Source organism: Streptomyces sp. NPDC052101 (assembly GCF_040680235.1).
GTDB lineage: Bacteria > Actinomycetota > Actinomycetes > Streptomycetales > Streptomycetaceae > Streptomyces.
Window position 1 is genome coordinate 156,441 of sequence record NZ_JBFAWH010000005.1, and the last position, 14,555, is coordinate 170,995.

The 14,555-nt window shown below is 71.6% G+C and carries 12 protein-coding genes; 6 read left to right on the forward strand and 6 right to left on the reverse strand.

What is annotated here, in order from left to right; genetic code table 11:
* Nucleotides 1-65: 65 nt before the first annotated feature.
* Nucleotides 66-851, forward strand: coding sequence for a hypothetical protein (locus AB0L75_RS12450; protein ID WP_365179312.1), 786 nt, complete (start codon nucleotides 66-68; stop codon nucleotides 849-851).
* A 25-nt stretch (nucleotides 852-876) separates the two neighbouring features.
* Here AB0L75_RS12450 and AB0L75_RS12455 read toward each other — a convergent pair whose 3' ends face one another.
* From AB0L75_RS12455 to AB0L75_RS12465, 3 genes are read right to left on the reverse strand one after another with little or no spacing between them, the layout of a single operon-like run.
* Nucleotides 877-3,159, reverse strand: coding sequence for an FtsX-like permease family protein (locus tag AB0L75_RS12455; RefSeq protein ID WP_365179315.1), 2,283 nt, complete (start codon nucleotides 3,157-3,159; stop codon nucleotides 877-879).
* A 2-nt stretch (nucleotides 3,160-3,161) separates the two neighbouring features.
* Nucleotides 3,162-3,911 (reverse strand): ABC transporter ATP-binding protein, encoded by a 750-nt coding sequence (locus tag AB0L75_RS12460; RefSeq protein ID WP_365179318.1) that lies wholly within the window; start codon nucleotides 3,909-3,911, stop codon nucleotides 3,162-3,164.
* On the reverse strand, nucleotides 3,908-4,414 hold the full coding sequence (locus tag AB0L75_RS12465; protein ID WP_365179321.1) for a PadR family transcriptional regulator: 507 nt from the start codon (nucleotides 4,412-4,414) through the stop codon (nucleotides 3,908-3,910). The genes AB0L75_RS12460 and AB0L75_RS12465 overlap by 4 nt, the downstream gene beginning before the upstream one ends.
* A 115-nt stretch (nucleotides 4,415-4,529) precedes the next feature.
* Here AB0L75_RS12465 and AB0L75_RS12470 point away from each other — a divergent pair, with 115 nt between their 5' ends.
* The 5 genes from AB0L75_RS12470 to AB0L75_RS12490 all read left to right on the forward strand — a co-directional run bounded on the left by AB0L75_RS12470 (nucleotide 4,530) and on the right by AB0L75_RS12490 (nucleotide 11,126).
* On the forward strand, nucleotides 4,530-5,801 hold the full coding sequence (locus AB0L75_RS12470) for an ABC transporter substrate-binding protein (protein WP_365179324.1): 1,272 nt from the start codon (nucleotides 4,530-4,532) through the stop codon (nucleotides 5,799-5,801).
* 135 nt (nucleotides 5,802-5,936) lie between these two features.
* A complete protein-coding gene (locus AB0L75_RS12475; RefSeq protein WP_365179327.1) occupies nucleotides 5,937-7,547 on the forward strand; it encodes a glycoside hydrolase family 13 protein in 1,611 nt (536 codons plus the stop codon).
* A gap of 39 nt (nucleotides 7,548-7,586) precedes the next feature.
* Nucleotides 7,587-8,912 (forward strand): ABC transporter substrate-binding protein, encoded by a 1,326-nt coding sequence (locus tag AB0L75_RS12480; protein ID WP_365179329.1) that lies wholly within the window; start codon nucleotides 7,587-7,589, stop codon nucleotides 8,910-8,912.
* An 8-nt stretch (nucleotides 8,913-8,920) separates the two neighbouring features.
* On the forward strand, nucleotides 8,921-10,276 hold the full coding sequence (locus AB0L75_RS12485; RefSeq protein ID WP_365179332.1) for an ABC transporter permease subunit: 1,356 nt from the start codon (nucleotides 8,921-8,923) through the stop codon (nucleotides 10,274-10,276).
* Nucleotides 10,277-10,286: 10 nt separating this feature from the next.
* Nucleotides 10,287-11,126: a carbohydrate ABC transporter permease gene (locus AB0L75_RS12490; protein ID WP_365179335.1), complete on the forward strand. Its 840-nt coding sequence runs from the start codon at nucleotides 10,287-10,289 to the stop codon at nucleotides 11,124-11,126.
* A gap of 55 nt (nucleotides 11,127-11,181) precedes the next feature.
* Here AB0L75_RS12490 and pgl read toward each other — a convergent pair whose 3' ends face one another.
* Genes pgl through zwf form a run of 3 tightly spaced genes read right to left on the reverse strand, consistent with a single transcriptional unit; the run spans nucleotide 11,182 to nucleotide 14,554 of the window.
* A complete protein-coding gene (gene pgl, locus AB0L75_RS12495; RefSeq protein WP_365179338.1) occupies nucleotides 11,182-11,964 on the reverse strand; it encodes a 6-phosphogluconolactonase in 783 nt (260 codons plus the stop codon).
* Nucleotides 11,961-13,019: a glucose-6-phosphate dehydrogenase assembly protein OpcA gene (gene opcA, locus AB0L75_RS12500; RefSeq protein ID WP_365179341.1), complete on the reverse strand. Its 1,059-nt coding sequence runs from the start codon at nucleotides 13,017-13,019 to the stop codon at nucleotides 11,961-11,963. The genes pgl and opcA overlap by 4 nt, the downstream gene beginning before the upstream one ends.
* Nucleotides 13,016-14,554: a glucose-6-phosphate dehydrogenase gene (gene zwf / locus AB0L75_RS12505; protein ID WP_365179344.1), complete on the reverse strand. Its 1,539-nt coding sequence runs from the start codon at nucleotides 14,552-14,554 to the stop codon at nucleotides 13,016-13,018. The genes opcA and zwf overlap by 4 nt, the downstream gene beginning before the upstream one ends.
* Nucleotide 14,555 lies beyond the last annotated feature (1 nt).

Below are 14,555 nucleotides of genomic sequence, written 5' to 3' on the forward strand. Positions count from 1 at the left end.
GCAGGTCATCCGGTGTCCCGTACACTCCCGATGATCATGAACATCGCAACTCGGGGGAGTGCGCAATGGCCGGTTCACGGGGGAACGGCACGCCGGGCGTGCCGCGCGGCCGGAACTATCTGAAGGCCCATCACGCGGCCTGGGCGGTGTTCCATCCCGCCTGGATACCCGAGCCGCTCGACCCGTCCGTGGAGGAACTCAAGCGGATCCGGGTCGCCGCCGGGACGGTCGCCGCCGTCGGTGTCTACACCTTCGTCGAGGGCGGCTTCGCCCTCAAGGAGATGCTGGAGAACCTGCTGATCGCCTGCGGTGTGCTGCTGCTGATCGCCCCGCTGACGGTCGGGGTGATGCTGTGGATCTGGCGGCGCACCGGCAGCCTGCGCACCCTGCGCCCGGCGCTGCTGAGAGCCCTCGGACTGCTGCTCACCTTCGTTGCCTCGGTCGTCGCGACCGTTCTGCTGCTGCAGCACAACAGCAGCCTCGGCGGCTCGATGCTGATCATCCCGATGGGGCTGTTCACGCTGTGGATGGTCTGGTTCGTCGGCGCCGGTGCCCTGCGGGTCACCGGGAACTTCTTCGGCACGGCGGCCGTCCACCGCAGTCTGCCGCCGCTGCTCGCCATGGTCACCAGCTGGCTGATGGCCCTGCCCGACCTGTTCACCGGCGATCTGCACGGCCTCGGGCTGGGGCTCGGCATCGTGTTCATCCTCGGCGCGCCGGTGACGGTCACCGCCATCGCGCTGTACGAGATGGCCAGACTCAAGCGGGGATACGGCATCCGGCTGACCGAGCACCCGGCGCTGCATCCCGCGCAGGGCCTGGGTAACTTCCGCTCGCCGTACGGCCGTTGAGCCCGCGGGGAGGCTCTCCCCGGGCTCAGGCGACCGCGCTGAGCGTGTCCGCGAGCCGTCTGCGGGCGGCGCGGCCCGCGGGCAGCGCGGACAGCAGCGCGGCACCCAGGACCGCGGCCAGGCCGACCGACAGCAGCAGCGCCGGTGACGGCCACTGGGCGATGCCGGCGCCGATGCCGCTGGAGCCGCCCTGGGCGTCGATCAGCCGGCGGGCCAGCGGCAGACCCAGTGCCGTGGCGGCGAGCGCCGCGGCCAGGGCCGTACAGCTCGTCGCCGTGACGGTGATCGCGGTGATCTGCCGCGGGGACATGCCGATCGCCCGCAGCGCCAGCACGTCCCGCTCGCCCTCGCGGACACTGCCGCCGATGGCGGTGAGCAGCTCCACCAGCCCGATCAGGGCCAGTACGGCGATCAGCCCGGCGACGACCGCGCGCAGCGGGGACAGGCCGTCGGCCGGGTTCGTCACCGTGTGCACGTCGAGGTGGCCGCGGCCGGCCCGGGTCAGTGCGCCGGCCACCTGCTGGGGGTCGGCACCGGGGTGCAGGCGCAGTTCGTAGAAGGCGCTGGTCAGCCCCGGGTCGTTGGCGCGGAGGGTGTCCAGGGAGGTGGTCACGACCCGGCCGGCGTTCTGCGGCTCGATGCTGCGGCCCACGATGTGCAGGATCTGCGGCCGGTCGCCCACCGTCATGCGCACCCAGTCGCCGACCTCGGCGTGCAGCAGATCCAGCAGGCCCTGGCCGGCCACCGCCTCGTCCGGTCCGCTTGCGGCGCGGCCCGCCGCGAGGGCGTAGGGGTAGGGCTCGGCCCGGGTGCCGAGGCCGCGCAGTGCGATGGTGCCGGTCTGGCCGGGGACCAGCGCGGCGACCTCGACCCCGGGATAGGCGGCGGCCACCCGGTGGTCGCCGGTCAGCGCGGTGCGTACGGCGGAGGCGTCCAGGGCGCCGTCGGAGCGGACCGTGAGGGCTGTCGGCAGGCCCATGCGTTCCGGCTGGCTGTGGAAGCGGTCGATCGTGGTCCAGGCGCTGAGCGCCACCACGATCAGCAGCAGCGGCAGCGTCAGCCGGGCCACGGTGGCCAGCGACCGGCCGCGTCCCGCGAACGCCTTGTGGACGCCGAGGACCAGTGGGGCCGGCAGCCGCATGCCGAGCGCCCGCCGGGCCGGGCCGGTCAGCCGTCCGCCGGCCGGTGCGGCCGGGCGCGGCACCGGGACCGGCGGCACCCGCCCGGCCCGCCAGGCCGCGAGACCCGTGGTCAAGCCGATGAACAGCACCGCGCCCAAGGGCACCGCGAACAGCGCCACGGTGTGCCCCGGCAGCCCCTGCCACACACCCACGGCATCGCCGAGCCGACCGGGGATCCTGTGGCCCAGGGCCTCGGTGAGCGCCGCGGCGGCCACCGAGCCGAGCAGCGCGTACGCCAGGTGCTGCAGCAGGTAGATCCGCACGACCTGGCCCGGCGTGAAACCGATCGCCTTCAGTACCGACAGGTCCCGCAGATGGCCGCGGATACGGGTGGCGATCGCCCCGTGCACGGCGAACCCCGCGGCGATCAGGGCGCCGAGTCCGAACAGACCGAGCACCTGCCCCAGCAGCCGGTTGTCGCCCTGGGCCGCGGAGCGCGCCTGCTGCCAGGTGGAGACCTCGCCGACCGCGCCCGCGCCGAGCACGGTGACGGCGCGCTGCACCGCGTAGTCCGTGTCGGCCGGGTCGTCCAGCCGCAGCCCGATCACCTGGCCGCCGGGAGCGCGTACGGCGGAGGGCAGCGCCCAGACCAGGCCGGGCTGCTCGCCCGGGCTGTAGTGGGGTTCGGCGCTGTCCGCGATGCCCTCGACGGTCAGGGTGCGGGCGGTGCCGGGCAGGGTGAGGGTGTCCCCGGGCTCGGCCAGCAGGGCCCGGGCCAGGCTGCTCTCCAGCACCACGCCGTCCGGTTCGGCCGGATCCAGCCAGTGCCCGGCGGTGAGCAGCGGCCGGTCCACGGAGGGCGGACGGGGGGTGCCGCGCAGCTCCACGGCGGCACGGGTGCCGCGTACGGCGACGGTGGCGGACTCGGTGCGGTAGGGACCGGCCACCGATGCGACGCCGTCCAGCCGGGCCAGCCCGCGCGGGTCGGCGGACGGCACGGTGTGGATCCACACATGCGCCCCGCGGGCCTGGGCGAAGACCCGCTGCCAGGGGTTGGTCGCGTACCCGAACAGGGCGGTGGCCAGCAGCAGCGAGGCGACGATCCCGGCGGTGGCCAGCACGAGGAACAGCGCCTCGCCGCGATGCGTGCGCAGATCGGAGTGCGCCCAGCGCAGGGTTGCCCGCACGGTCAGTCCTTCAGCTCCAGCACACCGGAGATGCCGGGGCGGCGCGGCGGCGCACCGTCCAGCGCGGCATCGTCGGCTATTCGGCCGTCGAAGAAGCTGATCACGCGGTCGGCGGCGCTCGCCAGCCGGGCGTCATGGGTGACCAGCACGATGCTCTGGCCGCGTGCGTGGAAGCGGGACAGCAGCCGCATCACCTCACGCGTGCCCTTGCTGTCCAGGCTTCCGGCGGGCTCGTCGGCCAGCAGCAGCGGGGGATGGTTGACCAGGGCCCGGGCGAGCGCGACCCGCTGCTGCTCGCCGCCGGACAGCTCACCGGGCATGCTGCGCTCCTTGCCCTCCAGCCCCAGCTCGGCGAGGAGTGCCTCGCGTTCGGTACGGGCCTTCTTCGGCGGGACGCCGGCGAGCAGGGCGGGCAGCTCGACGTTGTCGGCGACGGACAGGTTCGACACCAGGTTGAAGAACTGGAACACGATCCCGATGGCCCTGCGGCGCTCCACCGCCCAGCGTGCCTCGCTGAAGGAGTCCGTGCACCGCCCGTCGAGCCAGATGCTGCCCTCGTCCGGCCGCTGCAGCCCGCCGAGCAGATGCAGCAGAGTCGATTTTCCGGCGCCGGACGGACCGGTGATCGCCACGAACTCGCCCCGCGCCACGGCGAGGTCGACCCCGCGCACGGCATGCGCGGGCGCGCCCTCGCCGTGGTGGGTCTTCACCAGGCCCTCGGCGCGCAGCACAGCGGTGGCGTCCTCGGTCATTCCAGTTCCTCCTGGCACCGCTCCAGCCAGTCGAGGTCGGCCTGCAGATGCAGCATCGCGCCTTCGATGAGCAGCTGGGCGATGCGGTTGTCCCGGTTCTCGGCCGCGGCCAGTTTCGACAGATTGCGCATGGTGTTGAGGTACTGGCGCCGCTGCTTGTTGATGAGGGCGATCTGGTCGGCGAGACCGGTCTGCGGGGCGAGGGCGAGCTTCATGAAGAACTCGTCCCGTACCCGCGGCTCGTCCTCGGTCTCCTCGAACCAGGCGTGCAGCGCCTCCCGCCCGGCGTCGGTGAGGTGGTAGACCTTCTTGTTGGGCCGGCTGGACTGCTCGACGTCCTCGCCCTCGATCAGTCCCGACTTCTCGAGGCGGCCGAGGGTGACGTAGATCTGGCCGACGTTCGGCTGAGGGTACGCGGAGCCGAGCAGTAGCTCAAGGTCCTGCTTCAGCTCGTAGCCATGGGCCGGGCCGCGGGCCAGGAGTGCCAGGAGGGCAAGGCGCACTCGTGCTGTCCTCCTAGTCTGCGGAATGTGCTCCAGGCCCTAGTATCCCGCATACCTAACAGGTATACATGGCCCCTGATGCCGGGCGAAGGTGCCAGTGTGCAAGGAGGAACCTATGCGGTGGATACGTGCCGCCGGTAGGGGCCTCCTCGTACTCGCCGTGATCATGGCCGGGTACATCGCCTCCGGCGCCCGGGCCGACGAGGGCGCGGGCGACGGCCGCGGCCCGCTCACCCTGGCCACCGCCGGCGATCTCACCGGCTATCTCGGCCCGCTGCTCCAGGGCTGGAACCGCACGCACCCCGGCGAGAAGGTCACCCTGGTCGAGCTGCCGGACTCCGCCGACGAGACCCATGCGCAGATGACCACGGACCTGCGCGGCGGCGACCGGGGCCGCTTCGACGTCCTCAACATCGACGTCAACTGGACCTCGGAGTTCGCGGCGGCGGGCTGGATCCGTCCGCTGCCCCAGGGCCGCTTCCCGCTGAAGAGCTTTCTGCCGCCGGTCGTGGACACGGCCACCTACGACGGACGGCTGTACGCGGTCCCGTATGTGACGAATGCCGGACTTCTCCTGTATCGCAAGGACATCCTCGCCAAGGAGGGCGTGCCGCCGCCGCGGACCTGGGCCGAGCTGGAGCACGACGCGAAGACCATCGCGCCGAAATACGGACTCGGCGGTTATGCCGGCCAGTTCCTGCCCTACGAGGGGCTCACCGTGAACGCCGCCGAGGCCGTCTACTCGGCGGGCGGCACGATCCTCGGCGACGAGGGTGCCCGGGTCACCGTCGACTCGGCGGCCGCCCGCGAGGGCATCGGCTTCCTCGCCCGGGGCGTCCGCGAGGGCTGGATACCCAGGGCCGCGCTGACGTACAAGGAAGAGGAGTCCAAGCAGGCCTTCCAGGACGGCAGGCTGCTCTTCCTGCGCAACTGGCCCTACGCCTACGCCGTCGCCTCCGCCAAGGGCTCCAGGGTCGCCGGCAAGATCGGCGCCGTACCGCTGCCCGGGCCCGACGGGCCGGGGACCAGTGTGCTCGGCGGCTCCGACCTCGCCGTCAACTCCCATGCCCGGCACCCCGATTCGGCCGCGCGCCTGATCGCCTACCTCACCAGCGCCCCCGTTCAGCGCCAGGTGCTCATCCGGGGCGCCCTGCCGCCCGTACGCGCCGCGCTCTACGAAGATCCCGCGCTGGTACGGCGGTTCCCCTACCTTCCGACGCTGCGCACCGCCGTGCTCACCGCCGCCCCGCGCCCCAAGAGCCCGCGCTACGACCAGGTCAGCCTGGTGGTGCAGGCGGTCGTGCAGGACGCGCTGACCGGGCGCGAGACGCCCGAGGCGGCGGTGCGCCGACTGGCCCGGGAGCTGGCGGCCGTCTCCAGCCGCTAGTTACTTGTTAGGTAACGCGGACATCTCATCTGGCACCTCAGTGCCCCTGTATGTCTATATTTGATACCCCAACTCACCGGTAGCCACTGTTCTTTTCATTGACACCTCTGCGATACACCTACCTAACATGCATGCATGTTGAGTAAGTACCACTGGTGGCGCGACGCGGTGATCTACCAGGTCTATGTGCGCAGCTTCCTGGACAGCACCGGCGACGGCATCGGCGATCTGGCCGGTGTCCGGGCGGGGCTGCCGTATCTGAAGAAGCTCGGCGTCGACGGCATCTGGCTGAGCCCGTTCTACCCCTCGCCGCAGCACGACCACGGCTACGACGTCGCCGACTACTGCGGAGTCGACCCGCTCTTCGGCGACCTCGCCGAGTTCGACCTGCTGATGGCGGCCGCCCGGCGGCTCGGCATCAAGGTGCTGCTCGACATCGTGCCCAACCACTGCTCCAGCGAGCACCCGTGGTTCCGCGAGGCCCTCGACAGCGCGCCCGGCAGCCCGGCCCGCGCCCGCTTCCACTTCGCCGACGGCCGCGGCCCGGACGGCGCCGAGCCGCCCAACAACTGGCACGCCATGTTCGGCGGCCCGGCCTGGACCAGGGTCGGCGACGGCCAGTGGTACCTGCACATGTTCACGCCCGAGCAGCCCGACTGGAACTGGCGCGACCCCGAGGTCGCCGCCGAGTTCGACCGGGTGCTGCGCTTCTGGCTCGACCGGGGCGTCGACGGCTTCCGCATCGATGTGGCGGCCGGCCTGTACAAGCACCCCGGACTGCCCGACTCGGACGACCCGGAGGCCGACGCCCGCACCCGCGACTCGGTCAACCCGCTCGCCTGGAACCAGCCCGAGGTGCACGAGGTGTGGCGCTGGTGGCGCGCGGTGTGCGAGGAGTACACCGCCCGCGACGGCCGTGAACGCCTCCTCGTCGGCGAGGTCTCCGTCCCCACCGCCCGCGAGCACGCCCTGTACGTCCGTCCGGACGAACTCCACCAGGCCTTCTTCTTCGACCTGCTCGGCGCCTCCTGGGACGCCGACGCCTTCCGCAAGGTCATCTCCGAGGCCATGCAGGACATCGCCGGCACCGGCTCCACGGTCACCTGGGTCCTCAACAACCACGACCAGGTCCGCACCGTCACCCGCTACGGCGAACCCGCCACCGAGAGCAGCGGCCTCGGCGCCGCCCGCGCCCGCGCCGCCGCGCTGCTGATGCTGGCGCTGCCCGGCGCCGCGTACATCTACCAGGGCGAGGAACTGGGGCTGCCCGAGGTCGTCGACCTGCCCGACGACGTCCTCACGGACCCGATATTCCGCCGCACCGGCAGCCGCGCCCGGATCCGCGACGGCTGCCGGGTGCCGCTGCCCTGGTCCGGGCAGGCCTCCCCGTTCGGCTTCACCTCCGGCGCCGAGTCCGCCAAGCCGTGGCTGCCGCAGCCGGAGTACTTCGCCGAGTACGCCACCGACCGCGCCCTCGCCGACACCCGCTCCTTCTGGCACCTGTACCGCGACGGCCTCCAACTGCGCGCCTCGCTGCCCCAGTTGGGCGAGGGAACGCTCCGCTGGCTGGACACCCCGCCCGGTGTCCTCGCCTTCACCCGCGGCGACGGCCTGGTCTGCGCCGTCAACTTCGGTACGGCCCCCACGCCCGCGCCCGCCTCCGGCACCCCGCTGCTCTCCAGCGGCCCCGTCCCGCCCGGGGTGCTGCCCGGCTCCACGGCGGCCTGGTGGCTGACCGACCTCTGATCCCCCGTCAACTCCGCTCGATCGAAAGGCCCGTCAACGATGATGCGACGACGCACGACCCTGCTCACGAGCTGTACCGCCCTCGCCCTCGCGCTCGGCGCCACCGCCTGCGGCGGCGGACCGGTCTCGGCCGGCGGCGGTGACAAGGCGCTCAGCGGCCAGACCGTCACCGTGGCCGGCGTCTGGTCCGGCAGCGAACAGAAGAACTTCCAGAAGGTGCTGGACGCCTTCACCGCGAAGACCGGCGCCAAGACTCAGTTCGTGTCCACCGGCGACAACGTCTCCACCGTCGTCGGCAGCAAGATCGAGGGCGGCAACGCGCCCGACGTCGTGATGGTCCCGCAGGTCGGCGTCCTCGACCAGTTCGCGAAGCAGGGCTGGCTCAAGCCGCTCTCGCCGACCGCCCAGCAGACCGTCACCGCCGACTACGCGCCCGTCTGGAAGAAGTACGGCAGCGTCGGCGGCACCCTGTACGGCCTGTACTTCAAGGCCGCCCACAAGTCCACCGTCTGGTACAGCCCCGGCGCGCTCACCCAGGCCGGGGTCAAGCCGCCGAAGACGTACGACGAGATGCTGAAGGCCGGGCACACCGTCTCCGACTCCGGGCTCGCCGCCTTCGCCGTCGCCGGTGAGGACGGCTGGACCCTCACCGACTGGTTCGAGAACGTCTACCTCTCCCAGGCCGGACCCGAGAAGTACGACGCCCTCGCCGCCCACAAGCTGAAGTGGACCGACCCGAGCGTCGTCAGGGCGCTCACCACCCTCGGCAAGCTCTTCAAGGACAAGCAGCTCATCGCGGGCGGCCAGAAGGAGGCCCTGAACACCGACTTCCCCGGCTCGGTGGAGAAGGTGTTCGGGCCCAAGCCCGAGGCCGGCATGGTCTACGAGGGCGACTTCGTGGCCGGTGTCGCCCACGACCAGTTCGGCAAGGCCATCGGCAAGGACGCGAACTTCTTCCCGTTCCCGGCGGTCGACGGCGGCACCGCACCGGTGGTCAGCGGCGGAGACGCGGCGGTCGTGCTCAAGGCCGGCAAGAACGCCAAGGCCGGCATGAAACTGCTGGAGTACCTGGCCACCCCCGAGGCCGCGGCCGTCTGGGCCAAGGCGGGCGGCTTCCTGTCCCCGAACAAGAAGCTCGACCTCGCCTCGTACGCCGACGACGTCACCCGCGCCACCGCCAAGTCCCTGGTCGGCGCCGGGGATTCGGTCCGCTTTGACATGTCCGACCAGGCCCCGGCGGCCTTCGGCGGCACCAAGGGCGCCGGCGAGTGGAAGCTGCTCCAGGACTTCCTGCGCGACCCGTCGGACCCGAAGGGCACCGCGGCGCAGCTGGAGTCCGCAGCCGCGAAGGCCTACCAGGACTGAGACTGACCATGACCGCCACCACAGTCGTGAAACAGCAGGCGGCCCCGCGGTCCGCCACCGGCCCGGCGCGCGAGCGCCGCGGCCGGCGGCGCGCCCGGCTGATCGCCCTGCTCTTCGTCTTCCCCGCGCTGCTCCTGCTCGGCGCGCTCGTCGTCTACCCGGTGCTGTTCTCCGTCGGCCGCAGCTTCTTCGACGCCTCCGGCACCCGGTTCGTCGGCGGCGGCAACTACGCCGAGATGTTCCGTGACCCGGCGACCCTGAAGGCCATCCGCAACACCACCATCTGGGTGGTCGTGGCCCCGGCCCTGCTCACCGGTCTCGGCCTGATCCTGGCCGTCCTGGTGGAGAAGGTCCGCTGGGCGACGGCGTTCAAGCTGCTGCTCTTCATGCCGATGGCGGTGTCCTTCCTCGCCGCCGGCATCATCTTCCGGCTCGCCTACGACCAGGACCCGTCCAAGGGAGTGCTGAACGCGGCCGTGGTCTCCGTCCACGACGCCTTCAAGGGCACGTCGACGTATCCGACGGCCCGCGGCCGCGCGGGACTGCTGACCCAGGACCGGGACGGCTCGTACGGTACGACCGCCTCGACGGGCCAGTCGGTGACGCTCCCGATGGTCGGCGTGCTGCCCAAGGACCTGCCCAAGAACGCCGCGCCCGCCTACCCGGCGGCCGGTCGCAAAGCCGCGCCCGGCGAGCTGCGCGGCGTCGTCTACCTGGACTTCACCCCCGGCGGGGGCGGCAGGCAGGGCAAGGTCGACCCGAAGGAGAGCGGACTGCCCGGTATGAGGGTCGATGCGGTACGGGACGGCGGCACGGTCGCGAGCACGACGACCTCCGCCGACGGCTCCTTCACCTTCTCCGGGCTGCGCGCGGGCTCGTACACGGTGAGACTCCCGGCATCGAACTTCGCCCCGCCCTACCAGGGCGTCTCCTGGCTCGGCCCGACACTCGTCACCCCGGCGATCATCGGCGCGTACCTGTGGATCTGGACCGGCTTCGCGATGGTCCTGATCGGCGCCGGACTGTCCGCCCTGCCCCGGGACGCGCTGGAGGCGGCCCGGATGGACGGGGCGAACGAGTGGCAGATCTTCCGCAGGATCACCGTGCCGCTGCTCGCCCCCGTGCTCACCGTGGTCTTCGTGACCCTCGTGATCAATGTGATGAAGGTCTTCGACCTCGTCTACATCATCGCGCCCGGACCCGTGCAGGAGGACGCCACGGTGCTGGCCACCCAGATGTGGCTGGTCTCCTTCGGCGGCGGCAACAACCAGGGCCTCGGCAGCGCCCTCGGCGTCCTGCTCCTCCTCCTGGTGATCCCCGCGATGGTGTTCAACGTCCGCCGCTTCCGGCAGAGTCAACGATGAGGAGTCAGCGATGAACGCGATCAGGCGGGGCCTGGGCAACGGCCTGGTGCAGGCGTTCCTGGTGGTGATCGGCCTGGTCTGGCTGACCCCGCTGGCGGGCCTGTTCCTCTCCTCCCTGCGCTCGGCGCAGGACACCGCGAAGGGCGGCTGGTGGACGGCCCTGGCCGCCCCCGGCCAGCTGTCCTTCGACAACTACTCGGCGCTGCTGAAGAACTCCGGCATGACCCAGGCCTTCTGGAACACGGTACTGATCTCGGTACCGGCGACGACCCTCGTCGTGGTCATCGCCGCCCTCGCCGGATACGCCTTCGCCTGGCTGGACTTCCCGCTCCGGGAACCAATCTTCCTGCTGGTGGTGGCCCTGTTGGTGGTGCCGGTCCAGATCGGGCTGCTGCCCGTGGCCAAACTCTTCGGCGCGCTGGGCCTGTTCGGCACGATCCCCGGCGTCGTCCTCTTCCATGTGGCCTACGGCCTGCCGTTCGCCGTGTTCCTGCTGCGCAACTACTTCGCGGAGATGCCGAAGGAGATGCTGGAGGCGGCGCGGATGGACGGCGGCAGCGAGTGGCGCATCTTCACCCGGCTGGTCCTGCCGGTCGGGCGCCCCGCGATCGCCTCGCTCGCGATCTTCCAGTTCCTGTGGGTGTGGAACGACATGCTCGTCGCCCTGCTCTTCGCCGACAGCTCCTCCCAGCCGCTCACCGTGGAACTCCAGTCCCAGATCCGGCAGTTCGGCAGCAACATCGACGTGCTGGCGCCGGGCGCGTTCCTGTCCCTGATCGTGCCGGTCGTGGTGTTCTTCGCCTTCCAGCGGCACTTTGTGCAGGGAGTCATGGCGGGGTCGGTGAAATGAGAGGCGGCGGGGACCGAAGTCCCCGCCGCCTGTGTGCTCTACGCCCAGCCGGGCGTCACGGCGACGCCGGCGGATACAGCGACCTCGGCAGCTGCGAAGCCGCCGCCGAGTCCAGGAGCCACAGCGTGCGGGAACGGCCGTACGCCCCCGCCGCCGGCGCCTGGATCTCACCCGCGCCCGACAGGGCGATGGCCGCGGCCTCCGCCTTGTCCGCGCCGGCCGCGAGCAGCCACACCTCGCGCGCCGACCGGATCGCCGGCAGGGTCAGACTGATCCGGGTCGGCGGCGGCTTGGGCGCGCCGTGCACGCCGACCACCGTGCGCTCGGTCTCCCGCACGGCCGGCAGCTCCGGGAAGAGCGAGGCCACATGGGTGTCCGGGCCCACGCCCAGCATGAGCACGTCGAAGGTGGGCACCGAGCCGTGGTTCTCCGGCCAGGCCGCCTTCGCCAGCTCCGCCGCGTACGCCTCGGCGGCCGCGTCGACGTCCTTGCCGTACGGGCCGTCGGAGGCGGGCATGGCGTGCACGCGCTCCGGATCCAGCGGTACGGAGTCCAGCAGGGCCGCGCGGGCCTGCGTGACATTGCGCTCCGGGTCACCCTCGGGGAGGTAGCGCTCGTCGCCCCACCACAGGTCGAGGCGGGCCCAGTCGATGGCGTCCCGTGCGGGCGCCGCCGCCAGCGCGGCCAGCAGGCCGTTGCCGTTGCGGCCGCCGGTGAGGACCACGGACGCGGTGCCCCGGGAGGTCTGCGCGTCCACGATCTTCGTGATCAGGCGGGCCGCGGCGGCCTGCGCCATCAGCTCCTTGTCGTGGTGGACGACCAGCTGCGGAGTGCTCACTTCGCCGCCGCCTTCCTCGCCGGTGCCTTCTTCGCGGTCTTGGCCGCCGCCTTCTTGGCGGGAGCCTTGACCGCCTCCGACTCCGCCACGGGCTCCGGCCCGGCCGCCTCCTCGGCAGCCTGCTCCGGGGCCGTGGCCAGCCGCTCCACGCCATAGCGCAGCGCCGACGCGTAGGTGTCGTCCGGGTCGAGCCGGCGCAGCTCCTCCGCGATCAGCTCGGCGGTCTCCCGCCGCTTCAGCGCCACCGCGCGGGCCGGCTGGCCCTCGATGGACAGCGTGGCCAGCGAACCGTCCGCGCGGTCCAGCACGATCGGGCCGCAGCTCGTGTCCATCCGGACGGCTGTGAGACCGGGACCGGGCGACAGCGAGCGCCGGACGGGGACGTCCAGCCGGTCCGCGAGCCACATCGCGAGCAGCTCACAGCTCGGGTTGAACTCCTCGCCCTCCACCTCGACGGTCTGCACCTCGCACACGACCTGGTCCAGGGCGGCCGCGAGCATCGAACGCCACGGCGTGATCCGGGTCCAGGACAGGTCGGTGTCGCCGGGCGTGTAGGCGTCGGCGCGGGCGGACAGCTCCCGCACCGGCTGCTCGGCGGCATAGGTGTCGGTGACCCGGCGCTGGGCGAGCGCGCCCAGCGGGTCCTTCGCCGGGTCCAGCGGGGCGTTCACCGGCCACCACACGACGACGGGCGCGTCCGGCAGCAGCAGCGGCAGCACGACCGAGTCGGCGTGGTCGAGGACCTCGCCGTACAGCCGCAGCACGACCGTCTCGCCGGTGCCCGCGTCCGCGCCCACCCGCACCTCGGCGTCCAGGCGGGACGTCGTACGGTCGCGCGGGGAGCGGGAGACCCGCTTGATGACCACCAGCGTGCGCGAAGGGTGCTCGCGCGACGCGTCGCTGGCGGCCTTCAGCGCGTCATAGGCGTTCTCCTCGTCGGTGACGATGACGAGGGTGAGGACCATGCCGACGGCGGGCGTGCCGATGGCGCGGCGGCCCTGCACGAGCGCCTTGTTGATCTCTCCGGCGGTGGTGTCGGTCAGGTCTATCTTCATGGCCGGCGCCAGCTCCGTCCGTCTCGTGCGAGCATCTCGTCCGCCTCGGCGGGGCCCCAGGTGCCCGACCCGTACTGCGCGGGCCTGCCGTGCTTGTCCCAGTACTCCTCGATCGGGTCGAGGATCTTCCAGGACAGCTCGACCTCCTCCGTGCGCGGGAACAGGTTGGCGTCGCCGAGCAGCACGTCCAGGATGAGGCGCTCGTACGCCTCCGGGCTGGACTCCGTGAAGGACTCGCCGTAGGCGAAGTCCATGGAGACGTCCCGGATCTCCATCGAGGTGCCCGGCACCTTGGAGCCGAAGCGGACCGTGATGCCCTCGTCGGGCTGGACGCGGATGACGATCGCGTTCTGGCCCAGCTCCTCCGTAGCCGTGTGGTCGAAGGGGGAGTGCGGGGCCCGCTGGAAGACGACGGCGATCTCCGTCACGCGACGGCCGAGGCGCTTGCCGGTGCGCAGATAGAAGGGGACGCCCGCCCAGCGGCGGTTGTCGATCTCCAGCTTGATCGCCGCGTACGTGTCGGTCTTCGACTTCGGGTCGATGCCGTCCTCTTCGAGGTAGCCGATGACCTTCTCGCCGCCCTGCCAGCCGCCCGCGTACTGACCGCGCACGGTCGACCTGCCCAGGTCCTTCGGCAGCCGGACGGCGCCGAGCACCTTCTCCTTCTCGGCGGCCAGCGCGTCCGCGTCGAAGGAGGCGGGCTCCTCCATGGCCGTGAGGGCCATGAGCTGGAGCAGGTGGTTCTGGATGACGTCACGGGCGGCGCCGATGCCGTCGTAGTAGCCGGCCCGGCCGCCGATGCCGATGTCCTCGGCCATGGTGATCTGTACGTGGTCCACGAAGGACCGGTTCCAGATCGGCTCGAACATCGTGTTGGCGAAGCGCAGCGCCAGGATGTTCTGGACGGTCTCCTTGCCGAGGTAGTGGTCGATCCGGAACACCTGGTCCGGTTCGAACACCTCGTGCACGACCTTGTTCAGTTCCTCGGCCGACTTCAGGTCGTGCCCGAACGGCTTCTCGATGACGGCGCGCCGCCAGGAACCGCCCGACTGGTCGGCCAGCCCGTGCTTCTTCAGCTGCTGGATGACGACCGGGAAGGAGCGCGGCGGCACCGACAGGTAGAAGGCGAAGTTGCCGCCCGTGCCCTGCTGCTTGTCCAGCTCCTCGATGGTGGAGCGCAGCCGCTCGAACGCGTCGTCGTCGTCGAAGGTGCCCTGGACGAAGCGCATCCCCTGGATGAGCTGCTGCCAGACCTCCTCGCGGAACGGCGTCCGGGCGTGCGCCTTGACGGCGTCGTGGACCTCCTGCGCGAAGTCCTCGTGCGCCCACTCGCGGCGGGCGAAGCCCACCAGCGAGAAGCCCGGCGGCAGCAGACCCCGGTTGGCGAGGTCGTACACCGCGGGCATCAGCTTCTTGCGGGACAGGTCGCCCGTGACACCGAAGATGACCAGACCCGACGGCCCCGCGATACGCGGGAGCCGTCGGTCGGCCGGGTCACGAAGCGGGTTCGCTCCGGAACCGGAAAGGGGTGACAAG

What these genes read in the sequence shown, in the direction of transcription:
- AB0L75_RS12485 (WP_365179332.1), top strand. Translation starts at nt 8,921, where the DNA reads ATGACCGCCACCACAGTCGTGAAACAGCAGGCGGCCCCGCGGTCCGCC.
- AB0L75_RS12475 (WP_365179327.1), top strand. Translation starts at nt 5,937, where the DNA reads ATGTTGAGTAAGTACCACTGGTGGCGCGACGCGGTGATCTACCAGGTC.
- AB0L75_RS12480 (WP_365179329.1), top strand. Translation starts at nt 7,587, where the DNA reads ATGATGCGACGACGCACGACCCTGCTCACGAGCTGTACCGCCCTCGCC.
- AB0L75_RS12450 (WP_365179312.1), top strand. Translation starts at nt 66, where the DNA reads ATGGCCGGTTCACGGGGGAACGGCACGCCGGGCGTGCCGCGCGGCCGG.
- opcA (WP_365179341.1), bottom strand. Translation starts at nt 13,019, where the DNA reads ATGAAGATAGACCTGACCGACACCACCGCCGGAGAGATCAACAAGGCG.
- AB0L75_RS12470 (WP_365179324.1), top strand. Translation starts at nt 4,530, where the DNA reads ATGCGGTGGATACGTGCCGCCGGTAGGGGCCTCCTCGTACTCGCCGTG.
- AB0L75_RS12460 (WP_365179318.1), bottom strand. Translation starts at nt 3,911, where the DNA reads ATGACCGAGGACGCCACCGCTGTGCTGCGCGCCGAGGGCCTGGTGAAG.
- AB0L75_RS12490 (WP_365179335.1), top strand. Translation starts at nt 10,287, where the DNA reads ATGAACGCGATCAGGCGGGGCCTGGGCAACGGCCTGGTGCAGGCGTTC.